Origin of the sequence: Actinomyces sp. oral taxon 171 str. F0337 (assembly GCF_005696555.1) — a bacterium.
GTDB lineage: Bacteria > Actinomycetota > Actinomycetes > Actinomycetales > Actinomycetaceae > Actinomyces > Actinomyces oris_E.
Genome location: NZ_CP040005.1, coordinates 2,061,769 through 2,082,937 on the forward strand (window position 1 = coordinate 2,061,769; position 21,169 = coordinate 2,082,937).

General features: G+C 66.1%; 20 protein-coding genes. 8 read left to right on the top strand and 12 right to left on the bottom strand.

Features of this window, described 5'->3' with window-relative positions; translation table 11 throughout:
* Nucleotides 1–99 precede the first annotated feature (99 nt).
* Entirely contained in the window at nt 100–1,548 is a 1,449-nt protein-coding gene (locus FBF36_RS09025; protein ID WP_034492829.1) for a PTS transporter subunit EIIC, read from the bottom strand.
* 258 nt (nt 1,549–1,806) lie between these two features.
* Here FBF36_RS09025 and FBF36_RS09030 point away from each other — a divergent pair, with 258 nt between their 5' ends.
* The 3 genes from FBF36_RS09030 to FBF36_RS09040 all read left to right on the top strand — a co-directional run bounded on the left by FBF36_RS09030 (nt 1,807) and on the right by FBF36_RS09040 (nt 3,433).
* Nucleotides 1,807–2,556, top strand: a complete 750-nt coding sequence (locus tag FBF36_RS09030) for a GntR family transcriptional regulator (RefSeq protein ID WP_009397278.1) — start codon at nt 1,807–1,809, stop codon at nt 2,554–2,556.
* 188 nt (nt 2,557–2,744) lie between these two features.
* Nucleotides 2,745–2,975, top strand: a complete 231-nt coding sequence (locus tag FBF36_RS09035; protein WP_009397277.1) for a glucose PTS transporter subunit EIIB — start codon at nt 2,745–2,747, stop codon at nt 2,973–2,975.
* A complete protein-coding gene (locus FBF36_RS09040; RefSeq protein ID WP_009397276.1) occupies nt 2,972–3,433 on the top strand; it encodes a PTS glucose transporter subunit IIA in 462 nt (153 codons plus the stop codon). Before FBF36_RS09035 ends, FBF36_RS09040 begins: the two co-directional genes overlap by 4 nt.
* Nucleotides 3,434–3,575: 142 nt before the next feature.
* Here the strand turns inward: FBF36_RS09040 and malQ are convergent, their stop codons facing one another.
* Nucleotides 3,576–5,795 carry a 4-alpha-glucanotransferase gene (gene malQ, locus FBF36_RS09045; protein WP_009397275.1) on the bottom strand — a complete coding sequence of 740 codons (2,220 nt, stop codon included), beginning with the start codon at nt 5,793–5,795 and terminating at the stop codon, nt 3,576–3,578.
* A gap of 456 nt (nt 5,796–6,251) precedes the next feature.
* Nucleotides 6,252–6,512 carry a glucose PTS transporter subunit EIIB gene (locus FBF36_RS09050; RefSeq protein ID WP_075377182.1) on the bottom strand — a complete coding sequence of 87 codons (261 nt, stop codon included), beginning with the start codon at nt 6,510–6,512 and terminating at the stop codon, nt 6,252–6,254.
* A gap of 324 nt (nt 6,513–6,836) precedes the next feature.
* Between FBF36_RS09050 and ptsP the strand changes: the two genes are divergently transcribed.
* The 3 genes from ptsP (at nt 6,837) to FBF36_RS09065 (ending at nt 10,570) form a co-directional block, all read left to right on the top strand.
* Nucleotides 6,837–8,534 carry a phosphoenolpyruvate--protein phosphotransferase gene (gene ptsP, locus FBF36_RS09055; protein ID WP_138137406.1) on the top strand — a complete coding sequence of 566 codons (1,698 nt, stop codon included), beginning with the start codon at nt 6,837–6,839 and terminating at the stop codon, nt 8,532–8,534.
* Complete coding sequence (locus FBF36_RS09060; protein ID WP_009397270.1) at nt 8,531–9,511, top strand: acyl-CoA thioesterase; 981 nt, start codon at nt 8,531–8,533, stop codon at nt 9,509–9,511. Before ptsP ends, FBF36_RS09060 begins: the two co-directional genes overlap by 4 nt.
* Before the next feature lie 279 nt (nt 9,512–9,790).
* A complete protein-coding gene (locus FBF36_RS09065) occupies nt 9,791–10,570 on the top strand; it encodes an alpha/beta fold hydrolase (RefSeq protein WP_087944021.1) in 780 nt (259 codons plus the stop codon).
* Between the two features lie 180 nt (nt 10,571–10,750).
* Here the strand turns inward: FBF36_RS09065 and FBF36_RS09070 are convergent, their stop codons facing one another.
* Nucleotides 10,751–11,455, bottom strand: coding sequence for a M23 family metallopeptidase (locus FBF36_RS09070; protein ID WP_087944022.1), 705 nt, complete (start codon nt 11,453–11,455; stop codon nt 10,751–10,753).
* 165 nt (nt 11,456–11,620) lie between these two features.
* Entirely contained in the window at nt 11,621–13,303 is a 1,683-nt protein-coding gene (ettA, locus tag FBF36_RS09075; protein ID WP_009393260.1) for an energy-dependent translational throttle protein EttA, read from the bottom strand.
* Nucleotides 13,304–13,619: 316 nt separating this feature from the next.
* Here ettA and FBF36_RS09080 point away from each other — a divergent pair, with 316 nt between their 5' ends.
* Nucleotides 13,620–15,692: a methylated-DNA--[protein]-cysteine S-methyltransferase gene (locus FBF36_RS09080; protein WP_138137408.1), complete on the top strand. Its 2,073-nt coding sequence runs from the start codon at nt 13,620–13,622 to the stop codon at nt 15,690–15,692.
* Here the strand turns inward: FBF36_RS09080 and FBF36_RS09085 are convergent.
* From FBF36_RS09085 to FBF36_RS09095, 3 genes are all read right to left on the bottom strand, one after another.
* Nucleotides 15,631–16,470, bottom strand: a complete 840-nt coding sequence (locus FBF36_RS09085; protein ID WP_009393266.1) for a CPBP family intramembrane glutamic endopeptidase — start codon at nt 16,468–16,470, stop codon at nt 15,631–15,633. The genes FBF36_RS09080 and FBF36_RS09085 overlap by 62 nt on opposite strands.
* 243 nt (nt 16,471–16,713) lie before the next feature.
* Nucleotides 16,714–17,835 (bottom strand): peptide chain release factor 2, encoded by a 1,122-nt coding sequence (gene prfB / locus FBF36_RS09090; RefSeq protein WP_009393268.1) that lies wholly within the window; start codon nt 17,833–17,835, stop codon nt 16,714–16,716.
* Nucleotides 17,836–17,935: 100 nt separating this feature from the next.
* Nucleotides 17,936–18,847: a LysR family transcriptional regulator gene (locus FBF36_RS09095; RefSeq protein ID WP_009393270.1), complete on the bottom strand. Its 912-nt coding sequence runs from the start codon at nt 18,845–18,847 to the stop codon at nt 17,936–17,938.
* 72 nt (nt 18,848–18,919) lie between these two features.
* Between FBF36_RS09095 and FBF36_RS09100 the strand changes: the two genes are divergently transcribed.
* Nucleotides 18,920–19,276, top strand: a complete 357-nt coding sequence (locus FBF36_RS09100; protein WP_034490837.1) for a CBU_0592 family membrane protein — start codon at nt 18,920–18,922, stop codon at nt 19,274–19,276.
* 76 nt (nt 19,277–19,352) lie between these two features.
* Here the strand turns inward: FBF36_RS09100 and FBF36_RS09105 are convergent, their stop codons facing one another.
* The 4 genes from FBF36_RS09105 to FBF36_RS09120 form a co-directional block, all read right to left on the bottom strand.
* Nucleotides 19,353–19,850 (bottom strand): hypothetical protein, encoded by a 498-nt coding sequence (locus FBF36_RS09105; protein WP_009393276.1) that lies wholly within the window; start codon nt 19,848–19,850, stop codon nt 19,353–19,355.
* Nucleotides 19,851–19,855: 5 nt separating this feature from the next.
* The gene (locus FBF36_RS09110) at nt 19,856–20,269 is read right to left on the bottom strand and encodes a hypothetical protein (RefSeq protein ID WP_009393277.1); all 414 of its coding nucleotides are present in this window, start codon (nt 20,267–20,269) and stop codon (nt 19,856–19,858) included.
* Nucleotides 20,270–20,416: 147 nt separating this feature from the next.
* Entirely contained in the window at nt 20,417–20,899 is a 483-nt protein-coding gene (locus tag FBF36_RS09115) for a TadE/TadG family type IV pilus assembly protein (protein WP_034490843.1), read from the bottom strand.
* Nucleotides 20,889–21,119, bottom strand: a complete 231-nt coding sequence (locus FBF36_RS09120; RefSeq protein ID WP_009393279.1) for a hypothetical protein — start codon at nt 21,117–21,119, stop codon at nt 20,889–20,891. Before FBF36_RS09120 ends, FBF36_RS09115 begins: the two co-directional genes overlap by 11 nt.
* Nucleotides 21,120–21,169: the final 50 nt, after the last annotated feature.

Consider the following 21,169-nt stretch of genomic DNA (forward strand, 5'->3'; position numbering starts at 1 on the left):
GTCGGGCTCAGCACGAGGCAAAGGGCTGGGGCAGAGCGCATGACACGCTCGGCCCCAGCCCGTGAGGTGCCGGCCCCGACATCCTGGCACCCGCATCGCTCAGCGCCGGGACGACTCCGCAGAGCTCTTGCCCGTGGACTTAGCGGCGGCGGCCTGCGCGGCGGCGAAGGCATCGACGTCGTCGTCCTCGCGCCCAGGGGTCTTGAAGTCGAACTTGACGATGAGGAACCTGAAGAGGAAGTAGTAGATGACGGCGTACACCAGCCCCATGATGATGATCACGAGCGGGCCACGAACCGCACCACCGGAGAGCTCGGCGGACTTGCCGAAGTTGAGCAGGTAGTCGATCGCCCCGGCGGAGAAGGAGAAGCCGTCCTTCGCGCCGAGCAGGTTGGCGATGGCCAAGGAGGAGCCGGTGAGCACCGCGTGGACGGCATAGATCGGGAAGGCCACGTAGGCGAAGGCGTACTCGAGGGGCTCGGTGATGCCGGTGATGAAGGCGGTCAGGGCCACCGAGATCATGAGGGCGCCGGTCGCCTTGCGCTTGGCGGGCTTGGCGGTGTGCCAGATGGCCAGTGCGGCTGCGGGCAGGGCGAACATCATGATCGGGAAGAAGCCGGTCATGAAGCCTCCGGTCCACGAGTTCGAGCCGTCCACGCCCTGGAAGAAGCAGGTGAGGTCGCCGTGCGCGGTACCGCCTGAGGCCGTCTGGCAGGATCCGAGCTGGAACCAGGGCACGGAGTTGAGGAGGTGGTGCAGGCCGAAGGGGATGAGCAGCCGGTTGACCGTGCCGAAGACGAAGACCGCCAGAGCGCCGGCAAGGCCCTTGGAGTTGCCTGCATTAATGAGCCATCCGCCGAGCTGTTCGTTGATGAGCCAGTTGAAGGCCGGGTAGAGCGCCGACATCACCAGGGCGATGACAAGCGCGGCGCCGGAGGTGATGATGGGGACGAAGCGGCGTCCACCGAAGAAGGCCAACCAGTCGGGCAGCTTGACGCGGTAGTACCGCTGCCAGAGCAGGGCGGCGACGACACCGATGACGATACCGCCGAGGACCCCGTAGTTGATGGGCGTCTGGGTGGGAATGTCACAGAGCTTGACGCCCTGGTTCCAGGGGCCCACCTGAGCGATCTCTCCCTTGGCGGGATCGAAGGAGTGGAGGCAGTCGAGGGCCTCCTGGTTCAATGGCTCGGGCTTGCCCATGATGATGGGGGACATGGTCCAGGTGACTGCCCGGTAGACGAGAAAGCCGAACAGGGCAGCCACCCCGGTGGAGCCGTCGGCCTTCCTGGCGAATCCCACGGCGACGCCGACCGCGAAGATGAGGGGCAGGTTGTCGAAGACCGCTCCGCCGGCCGCGGAGAAGACGTCTGCGACGGGCTGGAACCAGGGCAGCTTCGAGGCGAGTCCGTCGGTCCCCAGCATGTCCGCCTGCCCCAGACGCAGCAGCAGGCCCGCCGCCGGGAGCGTGGCAATGGGCAGCATCAGGGATCTGCCCAGACGCTGCGCAAGGGCGAAGGCGCCGCTCGTCTTCTTCTTGTCTGACATGATGTTCTCCAGTTCAGGATCGAGCGGCTGCACTGCCGCGTCAGAGATAGCCACCATGACGGTGGTAGTCGGGACGGATCGGCATCGAACACGTCTGGACCAGTGACACCAGAAAAACCGATAGATCCTTCAATGTCAAGCGCGGGGTGCACTCGTCGGCCATAATGATATGAAAGTCGACGCGACGGAGCGGAAGCAGTGGTCGCGACCACCCCCTTCTCCTGGCCGCCTCCACCTACTGTCAACCAGGGGAGCCCCATGCCCAAGAACGCAGGTAAGAAGCCGGCAAAGTACGTCATCGTGCGCAATCACCTGCTGGATCTGGTCAGGAACGGGCTCGCCAACGGCAGTCCGGTGCCGTCCGAACGCGAGCTGTGCGAGCAGTTCGAGGTCTCCCGTATGACCGTGCGCCAGGCCATCGACACCCTCGTGGTCGACGGAATCCTGGAGCGCCACCAGGGCAAGGGGACATTCGTGGCACCCCCGAAGCTCGACCTGCAGGTTCGGCTGACCTCCTTCACCCAGGAGATGCAACGTCGCGGAATGGAGCCCGGCGTGGTCATGCTCCTGACCGAGACCGTCCCCGCAGACGAGACCGTGGCGGAGGCGCTTGAGCTCGCGGAGGGGGCCGAGGTCCACCACCTGCGTCGCCTGCTGACCGCCAACGCCATCCCCATGGCCATCGAGGAGAACTGGATCCCTGCGGCACTTCTTCCTGACCTGTTGCGTACCAGCCCGAACTTCTCGGTCTACGCGGAGCTGACCCAGGTCGGAATGGCGCCCGAGTGGGGCGAGGACATGATCGAGGCCCATGCGGCCACGGCACAGGAGGCGGCCCTGCTATCCGTCCAGGAAGGCGCCCCAACCCTGGACATCACTCGGCGCACCTTCCACGAGCACCGCGCGATCGACTACTCGCGCACCCTGTTCCGGGCTGACCGCTACACCCTGTGGGTTCCGGTGGCCGCGCCCAAGCCGGCCTTCCGTCCCGACCGGCCGAAGCGTTGAGGAGCTGTCGCAGTTCGGCACTGGACAACCTCCGGGCGACCTGTACCATAGGATACTGGTATGGACCATTAGTCCGGTACCGGCGAAGGTGCCGCACCCGACTGCACCTCCCCCATGTCCTGACGCCTCATCTCGGCGCTATCACCCACCGAGCCCGGCAACTGCCCGGGCAGACCCAGGAGGAACCCATGTCTCAGGCACAGAGCATCGTCGACGCTCTCGGAGGATTCGACAACATCGTGGAGATCGAGCCCTGCATCACGCGGCTGCGCTGCGAGCTGGAGGACGGTTCCCTCGTGGACGAGCCGGCACTGAAGGCCGCGGGCGCGCACGGAGTTGTCAAGCTCGGCGACATCGTGCAGGTCGTGGTCGGTCCCAACGCGGACACGATCGCGGAGGACATCGAGGACCTGCGGTGAGCCTGACCGTCCAGTCCCCGGTTTCCGGCCTCGTCGTCGCTCTCGACGACGTTCCCGACCCTGTCTTCGCCGGCAAGATCGTTGGTCCCGGTGTGGCCGTCACCCCGGACCCCGCTTCCGGGGACGAGGTCAGCGCCCTGGCACCGATCAGTGGAACCATCACGAAGATCCATCCCCACGCCTACGTTATCACCAACGATGACGGCCGCAGCGTTCTGGTCCACCTGGGGCTGGACACCGTGGGTCTCGGGGGCAGTGGCTTCACTCTCCTGGCCGGTGAGGGGGAGACCGTCGACGCGGGCAGCCCCGTCATCAGCTGGTCCCCGGCCCGGATCGAGGCCAGTGGGCTCAACCCGATCGTCCCCGTCATCGCCCTGGAGGGCGATGAGTCCGATCTGGAGCCCGTGTCACCCGGCTGCAGGGTCGCAGCCGGCGACACGCTCGTGACCTGGACGTAAGTCCGAGCGCGCGTCCGGTCTCATTCGGACCCTGCTGAACTACGCGTGGTCCCGACCGTCACACTGACGGTCGGGTCCACAGCATCTCACTGACCCACCCGACTCCGGTCCGCCCGTTCCGGTGAGCGCGGACCAGGATCCCTCAGTCCCGTGGAGCCATCTCGTCGCGCACGACGCTCAGCAGGCTGCCCAGGCGCGCGTTCTCGGGCAGGTCGTCGACCAGGACGACCTCGCCCGCGCCGTCGGCCAGCGGGATCCGCCAGTTGGGGTACTCCTGGTCCGTGCCGGGCTGGTTCTGAGCACGACGCTCCCCCACGCCGTCGACCAGGGCGATGCCGACCAGGACCGAGGGGGTGCGCACCACGTAGCGGTGCAGGGCCTCCACGACCTGACGCTCGGTGGGCGCGTCCTCCAGCAGGCTGTGCTCGCGCAGCCGGGCGGTCATCCGGTCGCGCTCAATGCGAGCCTCGGTGCGCACCTGCTCGACCGGCTCGGTGAGCAGGCCGAGACGCTCACGCAGATCAACGTGCTCGTCAGCCAGGTAGCCGGCAGTCGGGGGAAGATCGTGGGTGTTGACCGTGGACAGGGCGAGCCTGCGGTAGTCCTGGGGCTGGAGGGGCCAGCCGTCATGCTGCTTCTCGAACCACAGGACGCTGGTTCCCAGCACGCCGCGGCTGGCCAGGTAGTCGCGCGCCCAGGGCTCCACGGTTCCCAGGTCCTCACCGATGACGACGGCACCGGCCCGGTGAGCCTCCAGGAGGACGACGCCGAGCATGGCCTCGTGGTCGTAGCGTACGTAGGCGCCGTGGTCTGCGCCCATGCCCTCAGGAATCCACCACAGACGGAACAGGCCGATGATGTGGTCCACGCGCAGCGCGCCGGCGTGACGCAGGACCGTGCGCACCATGTCGCGCAGAGGGGCGTAGGCACTGCGCGCCAGGTACTCGGGGTTCCACGGCGGCTGGGACCAGTTCTGGCCCTGCTGGTTGTACATGTCCGGCGGAGCCCCCACGGTGACTCCGGAGGCGAAGGCCTCCGGGTTTGACCATACGTCCGCTCCCTGCGAGTGCACACCCACGGCGAGGTCGTCCATGATGCCCAGGGCCATCCCCGAGGCCAGGGCCTCGGTCTGGGCGCGGGCCAGCTGTTCGTCGACGATCCACTGCAGCCAGGCGAAGAAATCGATGCGCTCGGCCAGCTGGTGCGCCTCGTTGGCGACGTAGGCGGAGTCCGCCTCCCGCAGCGTGGCGGGCCAGGACTGCAGGGGCCCGTGCTTCTCCACCAGCGCGCTCCACAGGGCGAAGCGCTCCAGCCCCTCGCCCTGCTCGGCGCGGAAGCGCTCGAAGTCTCGCTGGCGGGAGTAGGAGCGACCGGCGGCGAAGATAACCTCGAGGGCCTCTCGCTTGGCCTTCCACACCACGTCGCGGTCGATCGGCTCGGCGCTCAGGTCACTGTCCTTGACCTCCTCGAAGGCCCACTGCACGAGCGAGCGCTTGGGGCCGGACAGGTGGGCCACCTCGAGGATGTTCTCCGGCCGGATGTAGATCGGGTTGACGAAGCGACGCGTCACCGGCAGGTAGGGCGAGGGGGTCATCGGCGCCACCGGCTCAGCCGCGTGCAGCGGGTTGATGAGCAGGAAGTCGGCCCCCTGGTCCCCCAGGAAGGCGGCGAGCTCAGTGAGGTCATCAGCGTCGCCGGTCCCCCACGACCTGCGCGAGCGGATCGAGTACAGCTGGGTCATGACTCCCCAGCCGCGTTCACCGAGGGACTCGGGCAGATCGAGGTGGTTGGGGGTGACAGCCAGAGCCGAGGTCACCGTGACGGTCTCCACCTCACCGTCGGCGGGCGGCCCGGCGTGAGCCCCCTGCGGGGCCGACTGGTCGGTGGAGCTGGAGCCGGGGCTGACCTCGGCGATGATCCGGTGCCACCCCAGGGGCAGATCAGCTCCGAGGATGAAGGAGGCTCGGCCACGTTTGATGCCGTCCACCTCCCGAGGCACGGTCCAGTCCTCGGTCTGAGTCAGCTCACGGACGCCGCCGTCCTCCAGCTCAACGCGTACCCGTACCTTGGCACCGTCGGGCACATAGACGGGGACGGTGGACTCCACGCCGCCGCGCGTGACGACCGTGGGAGCGAGCGTCTGGCGCCAGGGGGCATCCTCGACCTCTCGCAGAGCGCGCCCGACCTCCTCCTCGGAGTGGGTGCTCACCCCCAACGCGGCGAGTACGGCCTTGAGGGTGGCGCTTGACGGGGAGGCAAGGTTGCCGTGATAGTCCCAGTACTCGGTGGAGACACCGTGTGCCTCGGCGAGTTGCTTGAGGCTCTCGGAAGCAGGTAACTGGTCGTCGTTGAACTCGTTCATGTGCGTGGGTCAGCCTTGCGTGAGCAGATGTGCGGTGGAGCGCCATGGAGCGGGCATGGAGCAAGGTTGCGCTCCGCCATCACCCCTGGGGATGGATGGGTCGGATCGGGATGCGGACGCTAGCAGGACTAGCAGTGTCCAAGTGTGCCCTAGCGGCTGAGGGTTGTGCACGCGCCGCACCGTGTTCTCTGATGTTTTGCTGCAACTGTTTCACCGTGAGGTGCCGGGATGGCGCCACTGCGGATGAGAAACTCGAGGAAGGTGCGCCCGGGACGACACGGCTGGTCGACGATCGGCAAGCCGGCGGGCAAGGCCGGTGTCCCGTTCTCGACATGAGTCCGAATGAGTCCGAGTGCTGTACCGAGTGATGTAAAAGGACAGACAGGTCGCCCGACTCCACGTTGAAGGTGCTGGAGCCGGGCGACCGTGCAGACCGTCCGGGAACCGGGTGATCAGTCAGAGAGCCGCGATCTCTGAGGCGAGGTTGTCCGCCGTGGGCCCCACGACGACCTGGACGATGCGGCCGGAACGCACCACGCCGAAGGCGCCGGCCGCCCGCAGCGCCTCCTCATCTACCTTCGTCTGATCGGCGACCTCGACGCGCAGACGCGTGATGCACGGCTCGAGATCGGTGATGTTCTCCTGGCCGCCGAGACCGGCGACGATGTCTGATGCAGTGCTCATGGCTTCTCCTTCCCGGTTCCCGTCCTCGCGCAATCCCCGGTCATGCGCTTGGTCGGGCAGCTGAGGTCCTTCGTGCTCACGATCACTTTATCCCACCTCCACCTCGTCCGCGGCGAAGAATTCGGGTCGGGAGGGACGTGTGCACGGAGGCCGCAGGCCTGACGCACCGGAGGTGACCGCGCAGGAGGAACCTCCTCGCCTGACGACATTCCCTCACGTAACCTTACGGGAACGCGACAGATGCCTTGACGACGCCGCAGAGGAGCTCGTTATTCCCCTGGCGGAAACGTCTCATCCCGGCCACAGTCGGGGCACAATGAGCGATGATCCCCATTCGTCTCCGATGAGGAGCACCACATGACAGCGTCCGACACCACCTCCACAACTCTGTCCGGCATCGGTGTGAGCCCTGGGCTTGTGGCCGGTCCCGTCGCCAGGATGGCACCTCCCATTCCTGAGCCCGAGATCGCGACCCTCGAGTCCAGTCGCGACGTCGAGAAGGAGTGCGAGCGCATCGCGCTGGCGGCCCAGCAGGTCAAGAAGGGCCTGGAGCTGTCCGCAGCCGAGGCCAAGGCCGAGGCCCGTACCCTCCTTGAGACCACTGCGCAGATGGCCGCCGACCCCACCCTGACCTCGACGGCGCAGGCCATGGTGCGCGAGAAGCGCTTGGTTCCAGAGCGCGCCGTGTGGGAGTCCGCGGGGACACTGGCCACCATGCTGGAGTCCCTGGGCGGCTACATGGCCGAGCGTACCCGTGACGTCCAGGATGTGCGCGACCGCATCGTCGCCGTCCTGACCGAGTCCCCGATGCCGGGGATCCCCCGCCTGCCCGAGCCCTTCGTGCTCGTGGCCACCGATCTGGCCCCGGCCGACACCGCGCTGCTGGACCCCGAGAAGGTCATCGCCTTCATCACCTCCGAGGGTGGCCCCACCTCCCACACCGCGATCCTGGCGCGCGCCCTGGGCATGCCGGCGATCGTCGGCACTGGCGAGGAGGTCACCGACGCCCTGGCCGAGGGCGACATCGTCCTGGTCGACGGCACGAAGGGAAGCATCACCCTCAACCCCTCCGAGGACGCTCTGCGCCGGGCCCGAGAGCTTGCCTCGCGCGTGCGCGTCTTCAACGGTGACGGCGCCACGAAGGACGGCCACGAGGTCCAGCTGCTGGCCAATGTCGGTGACGCGGCCGGCGCCCGCAGCGCCGCGGAGGCCGGGGCCATGGGCATCGGCCTGTTCCGCACCGAGTTCTGCTTCCTGGACCAGCCCGAGGAGCCCACGGTAGAGGCTCAGGTGGAGGCCTACCAGGGCGTCCTCGAGGCCTTCCCCGGCAAGAAAGTCGTGGTGCGCACGCTTGACGCCGGGGCGGACAAGCCGTTGCCCTTCCTGACCGACGCCACCGAGGCCAACCCGGCGCTCGGCGTGCGCGCCTACCGCACGACGCGCCGCGACCCCGAGGTCCTGGACCACCAGCTCGAGGCCCTGGCCAAGGCCGAGGCTGCCACCGAGGCCAAGGTGTGGGTCATGGCCCCGATGATCTCCACGGCCGACGAGGCCGAGGCCTTCACGCAGAAGGCCCGCTCCTACGGCCTGAAGACGGCCGGAATGATGATCGAGGTGCCCTCGGCCGCACTCATGGCCGACAAGCTCTTCGAGCACGCCGACTTCGCCTCCGTGGGAACCAACGACCTCACCCAGTACGTCATGGCGGCCGACCGTCTGCTGTCCTCACTGGCGGACTTGTCCACGGCCTGGCAGCCGGCCGTCCTGCGTCTGATCGGCACCGCGTGCGAGGGGGCCTCCCCCAAGGGACGTCCGGTAGGCGTGTGCGGTGAGGCCGCCGCGGACCCGGCGCTGGCCTCCGTCCTCGTGGGTCTGGGAGTCGCCTCCCTGTCGATGACGGCACGTGCGCTGCCGGATGTCGATTCCGTTCTGAAGTCCGTCACGCTTGCCGAGTGCCAGGAGCTGGCGAAGATCGCTCTGGACGCGGCAACAGCCGAGGACGCGCGCACGGCGGTGCGTGCGCAGCTGCCGATCCTGGAGGAGCTCGGCCTGTGACAACCCCTTACCCCGTCCCCGCCGCCACGGAGGAGCCCCTCGGGTCGGTGACCCGGATCCTCAGCCTGGCGGCGGGTGACGGGGAGGACATCTTCTCCGGGGGCTCCCTGCCCCAGCTCTCGGGCCGGGTTTACGGAGGACAGGTGGTTGCCCAGGGCATGCTCGCCGCGGCCTCCACAATCGAGGACGACGGTGACGGCGAACGCCTGCCGCACTCGGTCCACGCCTTCTTCATGCGAGGCGGACAGCCCGACACGCCGATCACCTTCACCGTCGAGCGCCTGCACGACGGACGGTCCTTCTCCCAACGGCGCACGGCCGCCTCCCAGGAGGGCACGCAGATCCTGACGATGCTCACCTCCTTCCAGGAGGAGCAGGAGGGCGCCGACCTCCATGTCCCAGCCCCCTCGGTTCCGCGACCTGAGGACTTAACGAGCGCTCTGGAGATCTTCCGCACCATCGATCATCCGGTGGCGCGTTTCCTGGGGCGCACGGCGGCCTTCGACCTCAGGCACGTGGAGGGCAACCTCTACCTGCGCCCCGCTGAGGATCGTGCCGGCCGCCAGCACCTGTGGATGCGATCGCGCAGCCGTATCCCGGAGCAGACCTCCCAGACAGTGCACCGGGCGCTACTGGCCTACGTGTGCGACCAGGTGATGCTGGAGCCGGTGCTGCGAAGCCAGGGACTGTCCTGGCGCAGCGAGGGCTTGAGTCTGGCGACCCTCGATCACGCCCAGTGGTTCCACCGGGACGTCGACATGGGCGACTGGCTGCTCTATGTGCAGGACTCCCCCTCCTCACAGGGCGGCCGCGGCATGGCTCGCGCCCAGGTCTTCGACTCATCCGGTCGCCTGGTGTCGACCATCGCCCAGGAGGGCATGGTGCGCATGCCCACCGGCTCCCAGTCCGACGGCGGTTCGGGACGTTGGCGGATCCGGATGGGTGAAGGCGACGACGGCAGCGCGATCCCCGGCTGAAGCCTTCTGCTCACCCCATCGCCTAAATCCCCACAACTTGGACGACATAGATACATGTACTGGATTTCTCTCCAGAGGTGAGAATAAGGTCAGCCTGAATATCGAGACGACAGAGTGAGGACATTGATGTCGAGGTGGAGCCACCCAAAATAAAAACGCAAGCAAGACCGCGTGCAAGAACTACTTTCACCAACACACGCCCCCCAATTATGAACACAATCACACCAACCTCCGCCACCCCAACGATCAATTTCAAAGCCTTCATGATATGATTTAATCATGACTTTTGTAACTTTGCCGAACGACGGACATCTTTGGTACTCCATAAGAAGCGCATCATCACCCAAGGCCCCATTAGTACTCGTCCAAGGAAGAGGCCTGGACCACCATGGATGGGACTCCGTCCTGAACGAATTCACCAATCGACCCATCATACTCATCGACCACAGGGGCACCGGCCAGAGCACGGCTTCACTGAACTCAGAGTGGTCGACACGAGATTTCGCAAATGATGTAGTAACCATCCTCGATCATGCAGGCATCGATAGGGCACACGTTTACGGACACTCAATGGGAGGAAGAATTGCTCAGTGGCTCGGAGCGGAGCACGCCGACCGCATTATTACACTCACCATTGGGGGCACCAGCGTTGGCGACGGAACTGGACTACCTCGCCCCACCATTGGCGCAGCGGCCCTAGCATCCGGGGACCCGAGCGCACTGGCTTCACTCTTCTATCCGGATGTTTGGGTCGCAGCAAATCCTCAACAAGCCACCAGCGTCCTCCCTGAGCCTCATTCACCAGAAGCAATGAGCATCCACAGCAAGGCCTCAGACCGACCTGACGGGCCAGCTCCAGAGAAAATCACGACCCCCACCTTAATCCTCCACGGCGCGAATGACCCCATCTCCGACCCCGGCAACGCAGCAATTCTTGGAAAGAGAATCCCAAATTCGGAAGTATTGATGGTTCCAGATGCCAGGCACGCCTACTGGGCCGGAAAACCAGATGTTCATTCCTCGGTTGCGAAATTCCTTTCATCGAACGACCCGAACTGATGCCCTCGTTGTTCTCCCGCGTCGCGCCAGCGACTCGGTGTCCAACGTAGTTGACGTGCCTGATCCACAGTCAATGCGGTCGAGCGACAACCTCAGAATCTCGAGAGCTCTGCTCGACCTCCAACGTTGCCGCAGATCATAATCAGCGCACCGCGCCAGATCCGACCTTCAGGCGTCACATCAAAGTCCAGCGATAACCGATCCCTGCTCAGGGCATGACTGCCGGTGAAGCACCCAGGGAGCACCTCGCTGCGGGCTGCATTGCCGGAACTCCTCAAAACGGAGCGGCACACCCTTCGCAGCATTGAGATCAGAGCTGTCCATCGCTTGGATGTGGAGATGGGGCTGCGTGGAGTTCCCGGAGTTGCCGCATCTACCGATCTGATCGCCGGCACTCACCCGGTCACCGGGTGAGTGCCGAACAGAACCTCGCTGAAGGTGCACGAGTCCAACGTAATGGGGCCCTTCGGCAACCTGGATGATCACGTGGTTTCCGGGGATGGCAGTAAGTCCCTGCCGAATCCGTTGGGGCTGACTCAATCCGTACGGGAGGAGTGTCAGTGCGGGGCGGCGCGCCTCGTGGTCGGGTTCGCCGTCGTGAACCGAGACCACGGTTCCCGTGACAGGCGAGTACAGGGGAAGGCCGAAGGCGCGGAAGAGTTCTGGTGGCTCGGGGGCGAAGAGCGCACGCAGGCTGCGCGCTGGAGCCGTGCGACCAACGTCGTCCACGGCAACGAAGTCGAGCGCGTACGTGGTGGCGAACAGGTGAGTCCCGTGGCTGGGAACGCGGTGTGTGGGGCTGCGCTCGGTCAGCCACTGCCCGTCGAACGGAAGCTTCCCGATGACACCGCCTTCGGGGATGAGTACTGGGGTATTCCTACTCATCATGACACCTCCCACAACACCGATCAGCGCAATCGGTCCCAACTAACAATACGCGCGAGCTCGCCGCCTGAAACAGGACTAGAAGCGCCATTCCCTCGGCCATCTGGCCGAGGGAATGGCGCTTCTTCTTATGCGGTCGACCGGCGGGTGATTGACCGCGCCCACTCAGTCTCGAGTCAGCTTCCGGTAGGTGACCCGGTGGGGGCGGGCCGCCTCGGGGCCGAGGCGCTCAACCTTGTTCTCCTCGTAGGAGGCGAAGTTCCCCTCGAACCAGTACCAGCTGGCCGGGTTCTCGTCGGTGCCCTCCCAGGCCAGGATGTGGGTGGCCACGCGGTCGAGGAACCAGCGGTCGTGGGTGATGACCACGGCGCAGCCGGGGAACTCCAGCAGAGCGTTCTCCAGGGAGCCCAGGGTCTCGACGTCGAGGTCGTTGGTGGGCTCGTCCAGGAGGATGAGGTTACCGCCCTGCTTGAGGGTCAGGGCCAGGTTGAGGCGGTTGCGCTCACCGCCGGAGAGCACACCGGCCGGCTTCTGCTGGTCGGCCCCCTTGAAGCCGAAGGAGGCGACGTAGGCGCGCGAGGGCATCTCCACGTTGCCGACCTGAATGTAGTCCAGCCCGTCGGAGACGACCTCCCAGAGGGTCTTCTTGGGGTCGATGCCGGCTCGGGACTGGTCGACGTAGGACAGCTTGACGGTCTGGCCGATCTTGAGGTCCCCGCCGTCGAGCGGCTCCAGGCCCACGATGGTCTTGAACAGGGTGGACTTCCCGACGCCGTTGGGGCCGACGACCCCGACGATGCCGTTGCGCGGCAGGGTGAAGGAGAGCCCGTCAATGAGGGTGCGCCCGTCGAAGCCCTTGTTGAGGTTGGTGGCCTCCAGGACCTGGTTGCCCAGGCGGGGCCCCGGCGGGATCTGGATCTCCTCGAAGTCGAGCTTGCGGGTGCGCTCGGCCTCGGCGGCCATCTCCTCGTAGCGGGCCAGACGGGCCTTGGACTTGGCCTGGCGTCCCTTGGCGGAGGAGCGCACCCACTCGAGCTCCTCCTTGAGGCGCTTGGCGAGCTTGGCGTCCTTCTTGCCCTGGACCTCGAGGCGCTTCTCCTTGGTCTCCAGGTAGGTGGAGTAGTTGCCCTCGTAGGGGTAGAGGTGACCGCGGTCGACCTCGGCGATCCACTCGGCGACGTGGTCGAGGAAGTAGCGGTCGTGGGTGACGGCGATGACGGCGCCCTGGTAGCTGGCCAGGTGCTGCTCGAGCCAGAGGACGGACTCGGCGTCGAGGTGGTTGGTGGGCTCGTCCAGGAGGAGGAGGTCCGGGGCCTCGAGGAGCAGCTTGCACAGGGCCACACGGCGGCGCTCACCACCGGAGAGGTTCTTGACCTCGGCATCCGGCGGGGGGCAGCGCAGGGCGTCCATGGCCTGCTCCAGCTGGGAGTCGAGGTCCCAGGCGTTGGCGGCGTCCAGGGCGTCCTGGAGAGTGCCCATCTCAGCCATGAGGGCGTCGAAGTCGGCGTCCGGGTCCGCCATGGCGGCGCTGATCTCGTTGAAACGGTCCAGCTTGGACTTGATCTCGGCAACGCCCTCCTCGACGTTGCCGAGCACCGTCTTGTCCTCGTTGAGCGGGGGCTCCTGCAGGAGGATGCCGACGCTGTAGCCGGGGGTCAGGCGGGCCTCGCCGTTGGAGGGCTGGTCGATGCCGGCCATGATCTTAAGGATGGAGGACTTGCCGGCGCCGTTGGGGCCGACCATGCCGATCTTGGCTCCGGGGAGGAAGGCCATGGTGACGTCGTCGAGGATGACCTTGTCCCCGTGGGCCTTGCGCGCCTTGATCATCTGGTAGATGTACTCAGCCACTGCTCGTCTGCGCCTTTCGTCAGGGTGTGAGCGGAGGTTCTGCGCGACGACGGCGACCGACCGGTCCCCTCCGTGCGCACCGTGGCCAAGCCTAAGGGAGCCGCGGGGCAATGGCGACGACGGCGGAGGTGAGACGGTGCACGCGGATCCGCAGCGCCCCGCTGAGGTCCCATATGTTCTCGGACCATGCCCCTGGTAAGCCAGGAGGTAAAGCGTCTGTGGAAGGAGCGGGTCAAGGGCTTGGACATCAATGTCCGAAAACGGCCGGACTCCTTAAGGCACCGATGCCATGCTTGGAGCGTTTCTGAGGAGGATCATGCCGGATTTGGACAGTAAATCGCTGTACAAGGCCCTGTTGGCCAAGGACAGCCGGTTCGACGGGCGATTCTTCGTCGGAGTCGCCACGACCGGCGTCTACTGCCGTCCAGTGTGCCGGGCGCGGAAACCGCTTGCGGTCAACTGCTCCTTCTACGCCACGGCAGCCGAGGCCGAGCAGGCGGGTTTCCGACCGTGCCTGCTGTGTCGGCCCGAGTTGGCACCCGGGTACGCGCCCGTGGACTCCTCAGCGTCACTGGCTCGCGCTGCGGCGCGCTACATCGAGAGGAACTGCGGTGTTCAGGGAAGCCTGACGGACATCGCCCGTCATCTGGGATGCTCCAACCGTCACCTGCGCCGTGTCTTCGAGGGCGCTTATCACGTGCGTCCCGTCGAGTACCGCCAGACCTGCAGACTTCTACTGGCCAAGAGCCTTCTGACCGACACGAACCTATCTGTGGTGGACGTGGCCTATTCCGCGGGATTCGGCAGCCTGCGCCGCTTCAACGAGGTGTTCCGACGTCGCTACCGGCTGACGCCCACCGTTTTGCGCAGCCAAGCACGGCTCAGTAGGACCGATGGTGACGCCGTCCGGCTCAGTCTGGGGTACCGTCCCCCATACTGTTGGGACCTCATGCTGAAGTTCCTGGCACGCAGAGCCATCCCCGGCGTCGAGAAGGTCGAGGAGGATCGTTACGCCAGGACGATCCGCCTGCGCTCCTCAGGACGTGATCTCACCGGCTGGGTGACCGTGGACAACGACGCTGAGCACAATCGGCTGACGGTGACCGTCTCCGCCTCCCTGCTGCCCGCACTACCGGTGGTGCTGGATGGGATCAAGAATCTGTTCGATCTCCATTGCGAGCCGGATACCGTGGCTCGCGCGCTCACAAGCATGGACGAGTCCGCACTCGGAACATTCATCCCGGGCATACGCGTACCGGGCTGCTTCGACGCCTTCGAAACCGCTGTCCTCGCGGTCCTGGGTCAGCAGGTCACGGTCCAGGCGGCCAGGACACTGGCCGGTCGGCTCGTCCAGACCCTCGGCTCGCCCCTGGACACCGGAATCGACGGACTGACCATGACCTTCCCCATGGTTCAGGAGCTCCTCAACCTCGACGGTGCGATCGAGCAGCATCTAGGACCGCTCGGCATCATTGCGGCCCGGGCACGGGCTATTCACGGCCTGGCCGCGATGATGAGTTCTGGCATCATCGACGCCTCCTGCTGCCCCGACCCTGAAGCCGCAGTTGCTCGGTTCATGGAGATCCCGGGCATTGGAGCCTGGACCGCCAATTATATCGCCATGCGCTGCCTGGCCTGGCCCGATGCATTCCTCGCCACCGACCTGGAGGTCAGAAAGGCGCTGGGAACCCCGCCCCCAGGGAAGATCCTCACCCTGGCTGAATGTTGGAAACCGTGGCGGGCCTACGCCGTCATGCACCTGTGGAACCGGGCAGAAGCAGAATCAGCATCCGAACACGCCACCAAGAGCAAGAAGCGGAACGAGAAGAAGGAAGAGATGCACTACCTCAGCCATTACGAGTCACCCCTTGGCGCCATGACCATGGCCAGCGATGGCGAGTACCTCACGGGCCTGTGGTTCGACGGTCAGAAGTACGACCGCTCGACGATCGACAACGACGCGGCAGTCCAGCCCCATCTGCCCATCTTTACGCAGACGGCGCAGTGGCTCGACACCTACTTCGAGGGAGCCGATCCGGGTTTCACCCCGCCGATCAGGGTTGAGGGCTCCGACTTCAAGAAGATGGTCACCTCCATCATGCTCTCCATCCCCTTCGGCGCCACCAGCACCTACGCCCAGATCGCTGCCGAGGTGGCCCGGCGTACCGGTCGGAAGCAGATGTCCGCCCAGGCCGTGGGTGGCGCGGTCGGGCGCAACCCGATCGTTCCCATCGTGCCGTGCCACCGCGTGGTCGCGACCAACGGCAGTCTGCGCGGCTACGCGGGCGGGGTCAACCGGAAGGAATGGCTCCTGGAGATGGAGGGGGTCAACGTGTCCGGTCTGTTAACACCGCCAGCCGCTGACGACGGCGGTGAAACGCGAGAATGAGAAGGCCGACCACGGCCCAGATCACACCTTGGAGAATCCAGGTGATCGACCCGACGGGCAGATGCAGGGATTCTGCCACGTAGTAGTTCACCAGGTGGAACCCTCCATGCACGCCGATCGCAGACCATGTCGACCCGGAGACGATTCGGACAATCATCGCCGTTACCGCGAATCCACACGGCAAGGCAAGATACGTGATGTGCTCAAGAAGATTCTGCTGCCCTACTTGAGAGAGAAGATGAAGAACAGTGAATCCGAGGACACTGGAGGCCGCAGCGAAACGCGTCTCACCCAGCGATGAGAAGAGCCACCCCCTCCATATGATCTCCTCAGGAATTCCCTGAAGAAGGAAGGCTACGGAGAAGGACTCGACGATCGCGAGCCACAGTGGACCCTGGAGTACCGACTGGTCGCCACCGGCAAACCCGAGCACTTGAAGCATGCCGGCCACCACAAGGTCCACGACGAGCGCAGCCAGAATCATCCCTGCCAGCCAAAGCATCGCACGTCTGTCGATGCGCAGGCCCATACTGACATGCCGGCCTCGGTCAAGCGTGCGGCCCAAGACATAGCACAGGGTAAGAGCGAGCACCACCGCCGCCCCATAGATCAGCAGCACACACGACCCCACCACGAATGACTCCACGAGATCATCGGGATTCTCATGTGCGAGAGCAAAAGACTGGATGACAGGAATCTGCTTCAGTAAAGGCGGAGCGAGCGCGCAGGCGAACATCATCGCAAACGCAATCACGAAGCGCAGAACCTTGCCGCCCACAGTGAGGCGATGACCTTGATCCGATCGATACCCACTGAGATCCGAGGACTCTAGAGACGAGAGCGTTGACGAGACTTCCACCGACCGAGATTTTCCATGTGATGCACTCATGAAATTCACGGTACGCTCACCATTTTGCGACCTCAATCGCACCCCGGAGGAATCAGGGGCGCATGGAAAAGAAATCAGGGCCCCCTCCGGGGGATCCCTGACTCCGATGCCGTTTCTGATGAAGCGATCCGATCAGTCCTCGGCGGTCTCCTGCTGCTTGCGCCAGCGGATGCCGGCGTCGATGAAGCCGTCGATGTCGCCGTCGAACACCGAATCCGGGTTGCCGACCTCGAAGTTGGTCCGCAGGTCCTTGACCATCTGGTAGGGGTTGAGGACGTAGGAGCGCATCTGATCCCCCCAGGAGGCCTTGACATCCCCGGCGAGCTCTTTCTTCTTGGCGTCCTCCTCCTGCTGCTTGAGCAGGAGCAGTCGCGACTGGAGGACGCGCATGGCGGCGGCGCGGTTCTGGATCTGGGACTTCTCGTCCTGCATGGAGACCACCAGGCCCGTGGGCAGGTGGGTGATGCGCACGGCGGAGTCGGTGGTGTTGACGCTCTGCCCACCGGGTCCCGAGGAGCGGAAGACGTCGATGCGGATGTCGGTCTCGGGGATGTCGATGTGGTCGGTGGACTCGATGAGCGGAATGACCTCGACGGCGGCGAATGAGGTCTGGCGGCGGCCCTGGTTGTCGAAGGGGCTGATGCGCACCAGGCGGTGGGTGCCGCCCTCGACGCTCAGGGTCCCGTAGGCGTAGGGGGCGTGGATCTCGAAGGTGACCGACTTCAGGCCCGCCTCCTCGGCGTAGGAGGTGTTGAGAACCTTGACGGGGTACTCGTGCCGCTCGGCCCAGCGGGTGTACATGCGCAAGAGCATCTCGGCGAAGTCGGCGGCGTCCACACCGCCGGCGCCGGAGCGGATGGTGATGACGGCGTCGCGGGGGTCGTACTCGCCACTGAGCAGCGTGCGGATCTCCAGTTCGGAGAGGTCCTTGCTGATGGCGGACAGGTCCGCCTCGGCCTCGGCGAGGATCTCGGCGGCGTCCTCCCCCTCCTCCTCGCCGGCGAGCTCGACCATCGCCTCGAGGTCCTCAATGCGCTCCCCCAGGCTCTCAACCCGCTTGAGGTCGGCCTGAGCGTGGGACAGCGCCGAGGTGACCACCTGAGCTGAGTCGGGGTCATCCCACAGGTCAGGCGCGGAGGCCTGCTCGGAAAGCTCGGCGATCCGGGCGCGCAGGGCCTCGGGGTCGGTAACCGCGGCGATGGAGGCGTAGGTGTGTCGGAGTCGTTCGATCTCAGCGGAGAAGTCAGTGGCCACAGAGGGGAGTCTACGGCAGAACGCGCAAGGGGTGCCGTCGGGACGGACTCGGCCCGCTCCGACGGCTCGGTCACGCCCGCTGTTGTCCCTGATCCGCCCCTCACCCCAGCTCAATGCCCTGGGCCTGGGTGAGCAGCGCCTCGAGCACCGCGCGTGTCGCTGGGCCCGGCTCGGTGCGGGTTGATCGGTGACGCACCACCAGCTGGCGCGCGCCCAGCCCGGGCAGGCGCACCACGCTGAGCTCGTCCGGGACGAGTCCGGAGTAGACGGCCAGCTCGGGCAGGAGGGCGCACCCCAGCCCCTGACCGACCATGGCCAGAACGACGTCGTAGTCGTAGGCGACGTGCCGCGTCGTCAACGGCACCCCCAGCTGACGCTCCAGGCGGTCCAGGGCGAAGGCGCCTGCGGTCCCCGGGGCCAGATCGATCCAGGTGGCGCGTGCCAGGTCCGCCAGGGTCGTTGGGGCCGCCTGCTCGGCCGGCACGACAACGAGCCAGGACTCGTCCAGCAGCGGGATGTCGGCCATGCCCCGGGGCGCCGCGGGCAGCGTGTGCTCGTCACGCTCGATGAGGACCAGGTCGAGCTCGCCCCGACGCAGCCGGGACAGGGCGTTGCGCTCCTCGACCTCCTCGACGATCACCTCCAGCTCCGGGCTGGTGGTCACCAGAGAGCTCAGGAGGGGCAGCAGGAGCGCACGGACGGCGGAGGCGAAGCCCCCAACACGCACCACACCTGAGGGGATGGAGTCGTCCAGGTCCGCCAGCTCACGGCGCACGGTGGTCAGCTCGTCCTCAATGCGCTCGGCCGCGTCCGCCAGAACCTTCCCGGCCGCCGTGAGCACGGCTCCGGTGGGTGTGCGGTCCAGGACCCGGGCACCGCACTCGCGCTCCAGGAGGCGAATCCGCTGGGAGACGGCCGACGGCGTTATATGAAGGAGATCTGCCGCTGCGACGACTCCTCCGGCCCGATGGACGGCCAATAGAACCGAGAGCCTCTGAGGCAGTACCTGCATGAAGTAAATCTACACCCCTCATGCAGATAGATGCGATTGACCTTCATTCGGGGGTGTCCAAGAATCATCCCCGTGAACGACGTGCTCTCCTCCCTCATCTCTATCGGCGGCTGGATCGGTGCCGCTGAGCTCCTCATGGCCTACTTCATGGTCTCCAAGGGCACGATCGCAGGCGATTCGCTCAAGTACCAGGCCCTCAACATCACCGGATCCGTGCTGCTGACGATCAACTGCGCAAGCTCCGGGGCCTGGCCCAGCGTCATCGCCAACGCCTTCTACCTCATGGTGGGCATCAACATCCTGTTCACGGTGAAGCGGGCCTACATCGCGCAGCTCTCGCGCCGACAGAAGGAGGAGCTGTGGGCCCGGATGCACCAGCGCCGGCGCTCCTCCCCCGTGGTCTCAGCAGGCTTCGTCGAGCAGGCCTGAGGGCGCAGGCCTCCTCGAGACTCCTCCCTCACACAACCTTCCACCTACCCGTTTCGACGCAGCGAGTCCTGTCGACTCACTGCGTCGTCGTCATCCGGGCCGAACCCGTGGCGGTGATGGTGAAGCCCTCGGCCGGAAGGATCCCCCAGGGCAGGAAGGGCGGACGGGAACGCGCCTGCAGCGTCACCACGGCGGTCTGGCTGTCGGCGGCTCGGGCACTGACAATCGTGGCCCCCTCCAGCTTGGCCGCTGCCGGCTGGGCGGACAGGTCCTCAGCCGCCTTGCTTCTCACCCCCATATCGGTGAGGGCTCCGGGCGCCGTATCCGTGGCGCCACCCCCGTAGTAGGGGTGCTCATCCATGCTGTCGGCTCCCGCGGCCGCAGCCGAGTCCGCCAGGGATGTGAGGGTCTTGAGGTCGAGGTAGACGGCGGTGGCCGAGGCCGCGACGAACAGCAGCGCGAGGACGACGCAGATGAGCCCGACTCCCAGGAGAAGCGTCTGCCCGTTCTCCTCGCGGCGCAGCCGATGCGCCAGGGCACGGAGCCGCCGCTGAGCAGCCCTGGGACCGGGCATCTTGTTCACTGCTCCTCCTTGCCCGGCAGGGTGATGGAGCGCTCGGTGTCCACGACGACGACGTCGCGACCGATCCCCAGCGAGGCGAAGCCGGGAAGGTCCACACCGACCGAGACCCTGACCGTCGCCGTCTGTCCCCGGGCGCAGCCGTGCGCGCAGGTCACCGACAGGGAGCCGGAGGGATCGGCGTCGACGCCCTGATCGGACAGGGACAGCTGCATCGCCACCTGCGCGTTGTCCATCGCGGAGGGCGAGTCATCGACCTCCAGGACCCGGCTGGCGGCGTCGGCCGCCGAGGCGACGGCGAAGGTCGTGGCCTGGATCTGGGCGAGCGTGACCACCAGATAGAGCACGGGCACCACCAGGACGGCACTCCAACCGATGAACTCGACGATCGCGTTGCCCTCCTCCTGGCTCATGAGCCACCGGATGCTCCGACCGCCTGGCCTGAGAGGCTCTCGGAGCCAGCCGACGGCCCGCCCGGTGAAAGGGACCTCCCTCCTCGGTGACCGAGATGCGGCACGACGTCCGCGACTCCTTGAGCCGGCCATGGCTATCACCCGTACTCACCTCTCCCGGATCAGGGAGGACTCATCGACGGCGTGCCCGGTGACCCTCAGCGTCCCCCCGGGTCCGAGGAGCCCCAGGACGGGAAGTGGCGCTGTCACTGTCACCTCAACGATCGTCAGGTCACCGGAGGGGACCCGCGAGATGGTGACGGTGTCCACGTAGCCGTGCCTCAGGGCGGCGTCGGACAGAACCTGCACCCGTTGGCGCGCCTCGGCCTCCGTGCCCCCGACCAGAGCGGCTCGACGAGCGCCGTCTCCGGCGGCGTCGGTGAGGACGTTGCGGGCGTAGACCCCCAGGGTGACCTGGAGGAGCGCCACGAAAACGGTGATGACGAGCGCACCGACCATGACGAAATCGACGACGGCCGACCCCAGCTCGTTCTGCGCACTGAGGCGGCTGCGGCGGCTGCGGCCCACCCGGGGTCGTGCGCGACCACTCCACGGGACCGCGCCTCGGCGAGGCCCTTGCTCAGATCGCACTCGTCACCTTCGCGATGGCGTTGAGGAAGACCTCGGTCAGCGTGCTGCCGGCCACCGTCCACAGAGCCACGACGAGACCTGCTGTCATGAGGGTCACCAGGACCCAGCCGGGGACGTCGCCGCGCTCATCGCGCAGATCGATCCGGGTCGGGCCGGCGGCACGCCATGGCCGGGAACCGTGTTGAGAGGTGCGAGAGGAGGGAGGGATGAGGCGCTTCATGATTGCTCCTTGCTGTCGGGCGGGAATCCGGGTGAGGGGATGACGGTTGG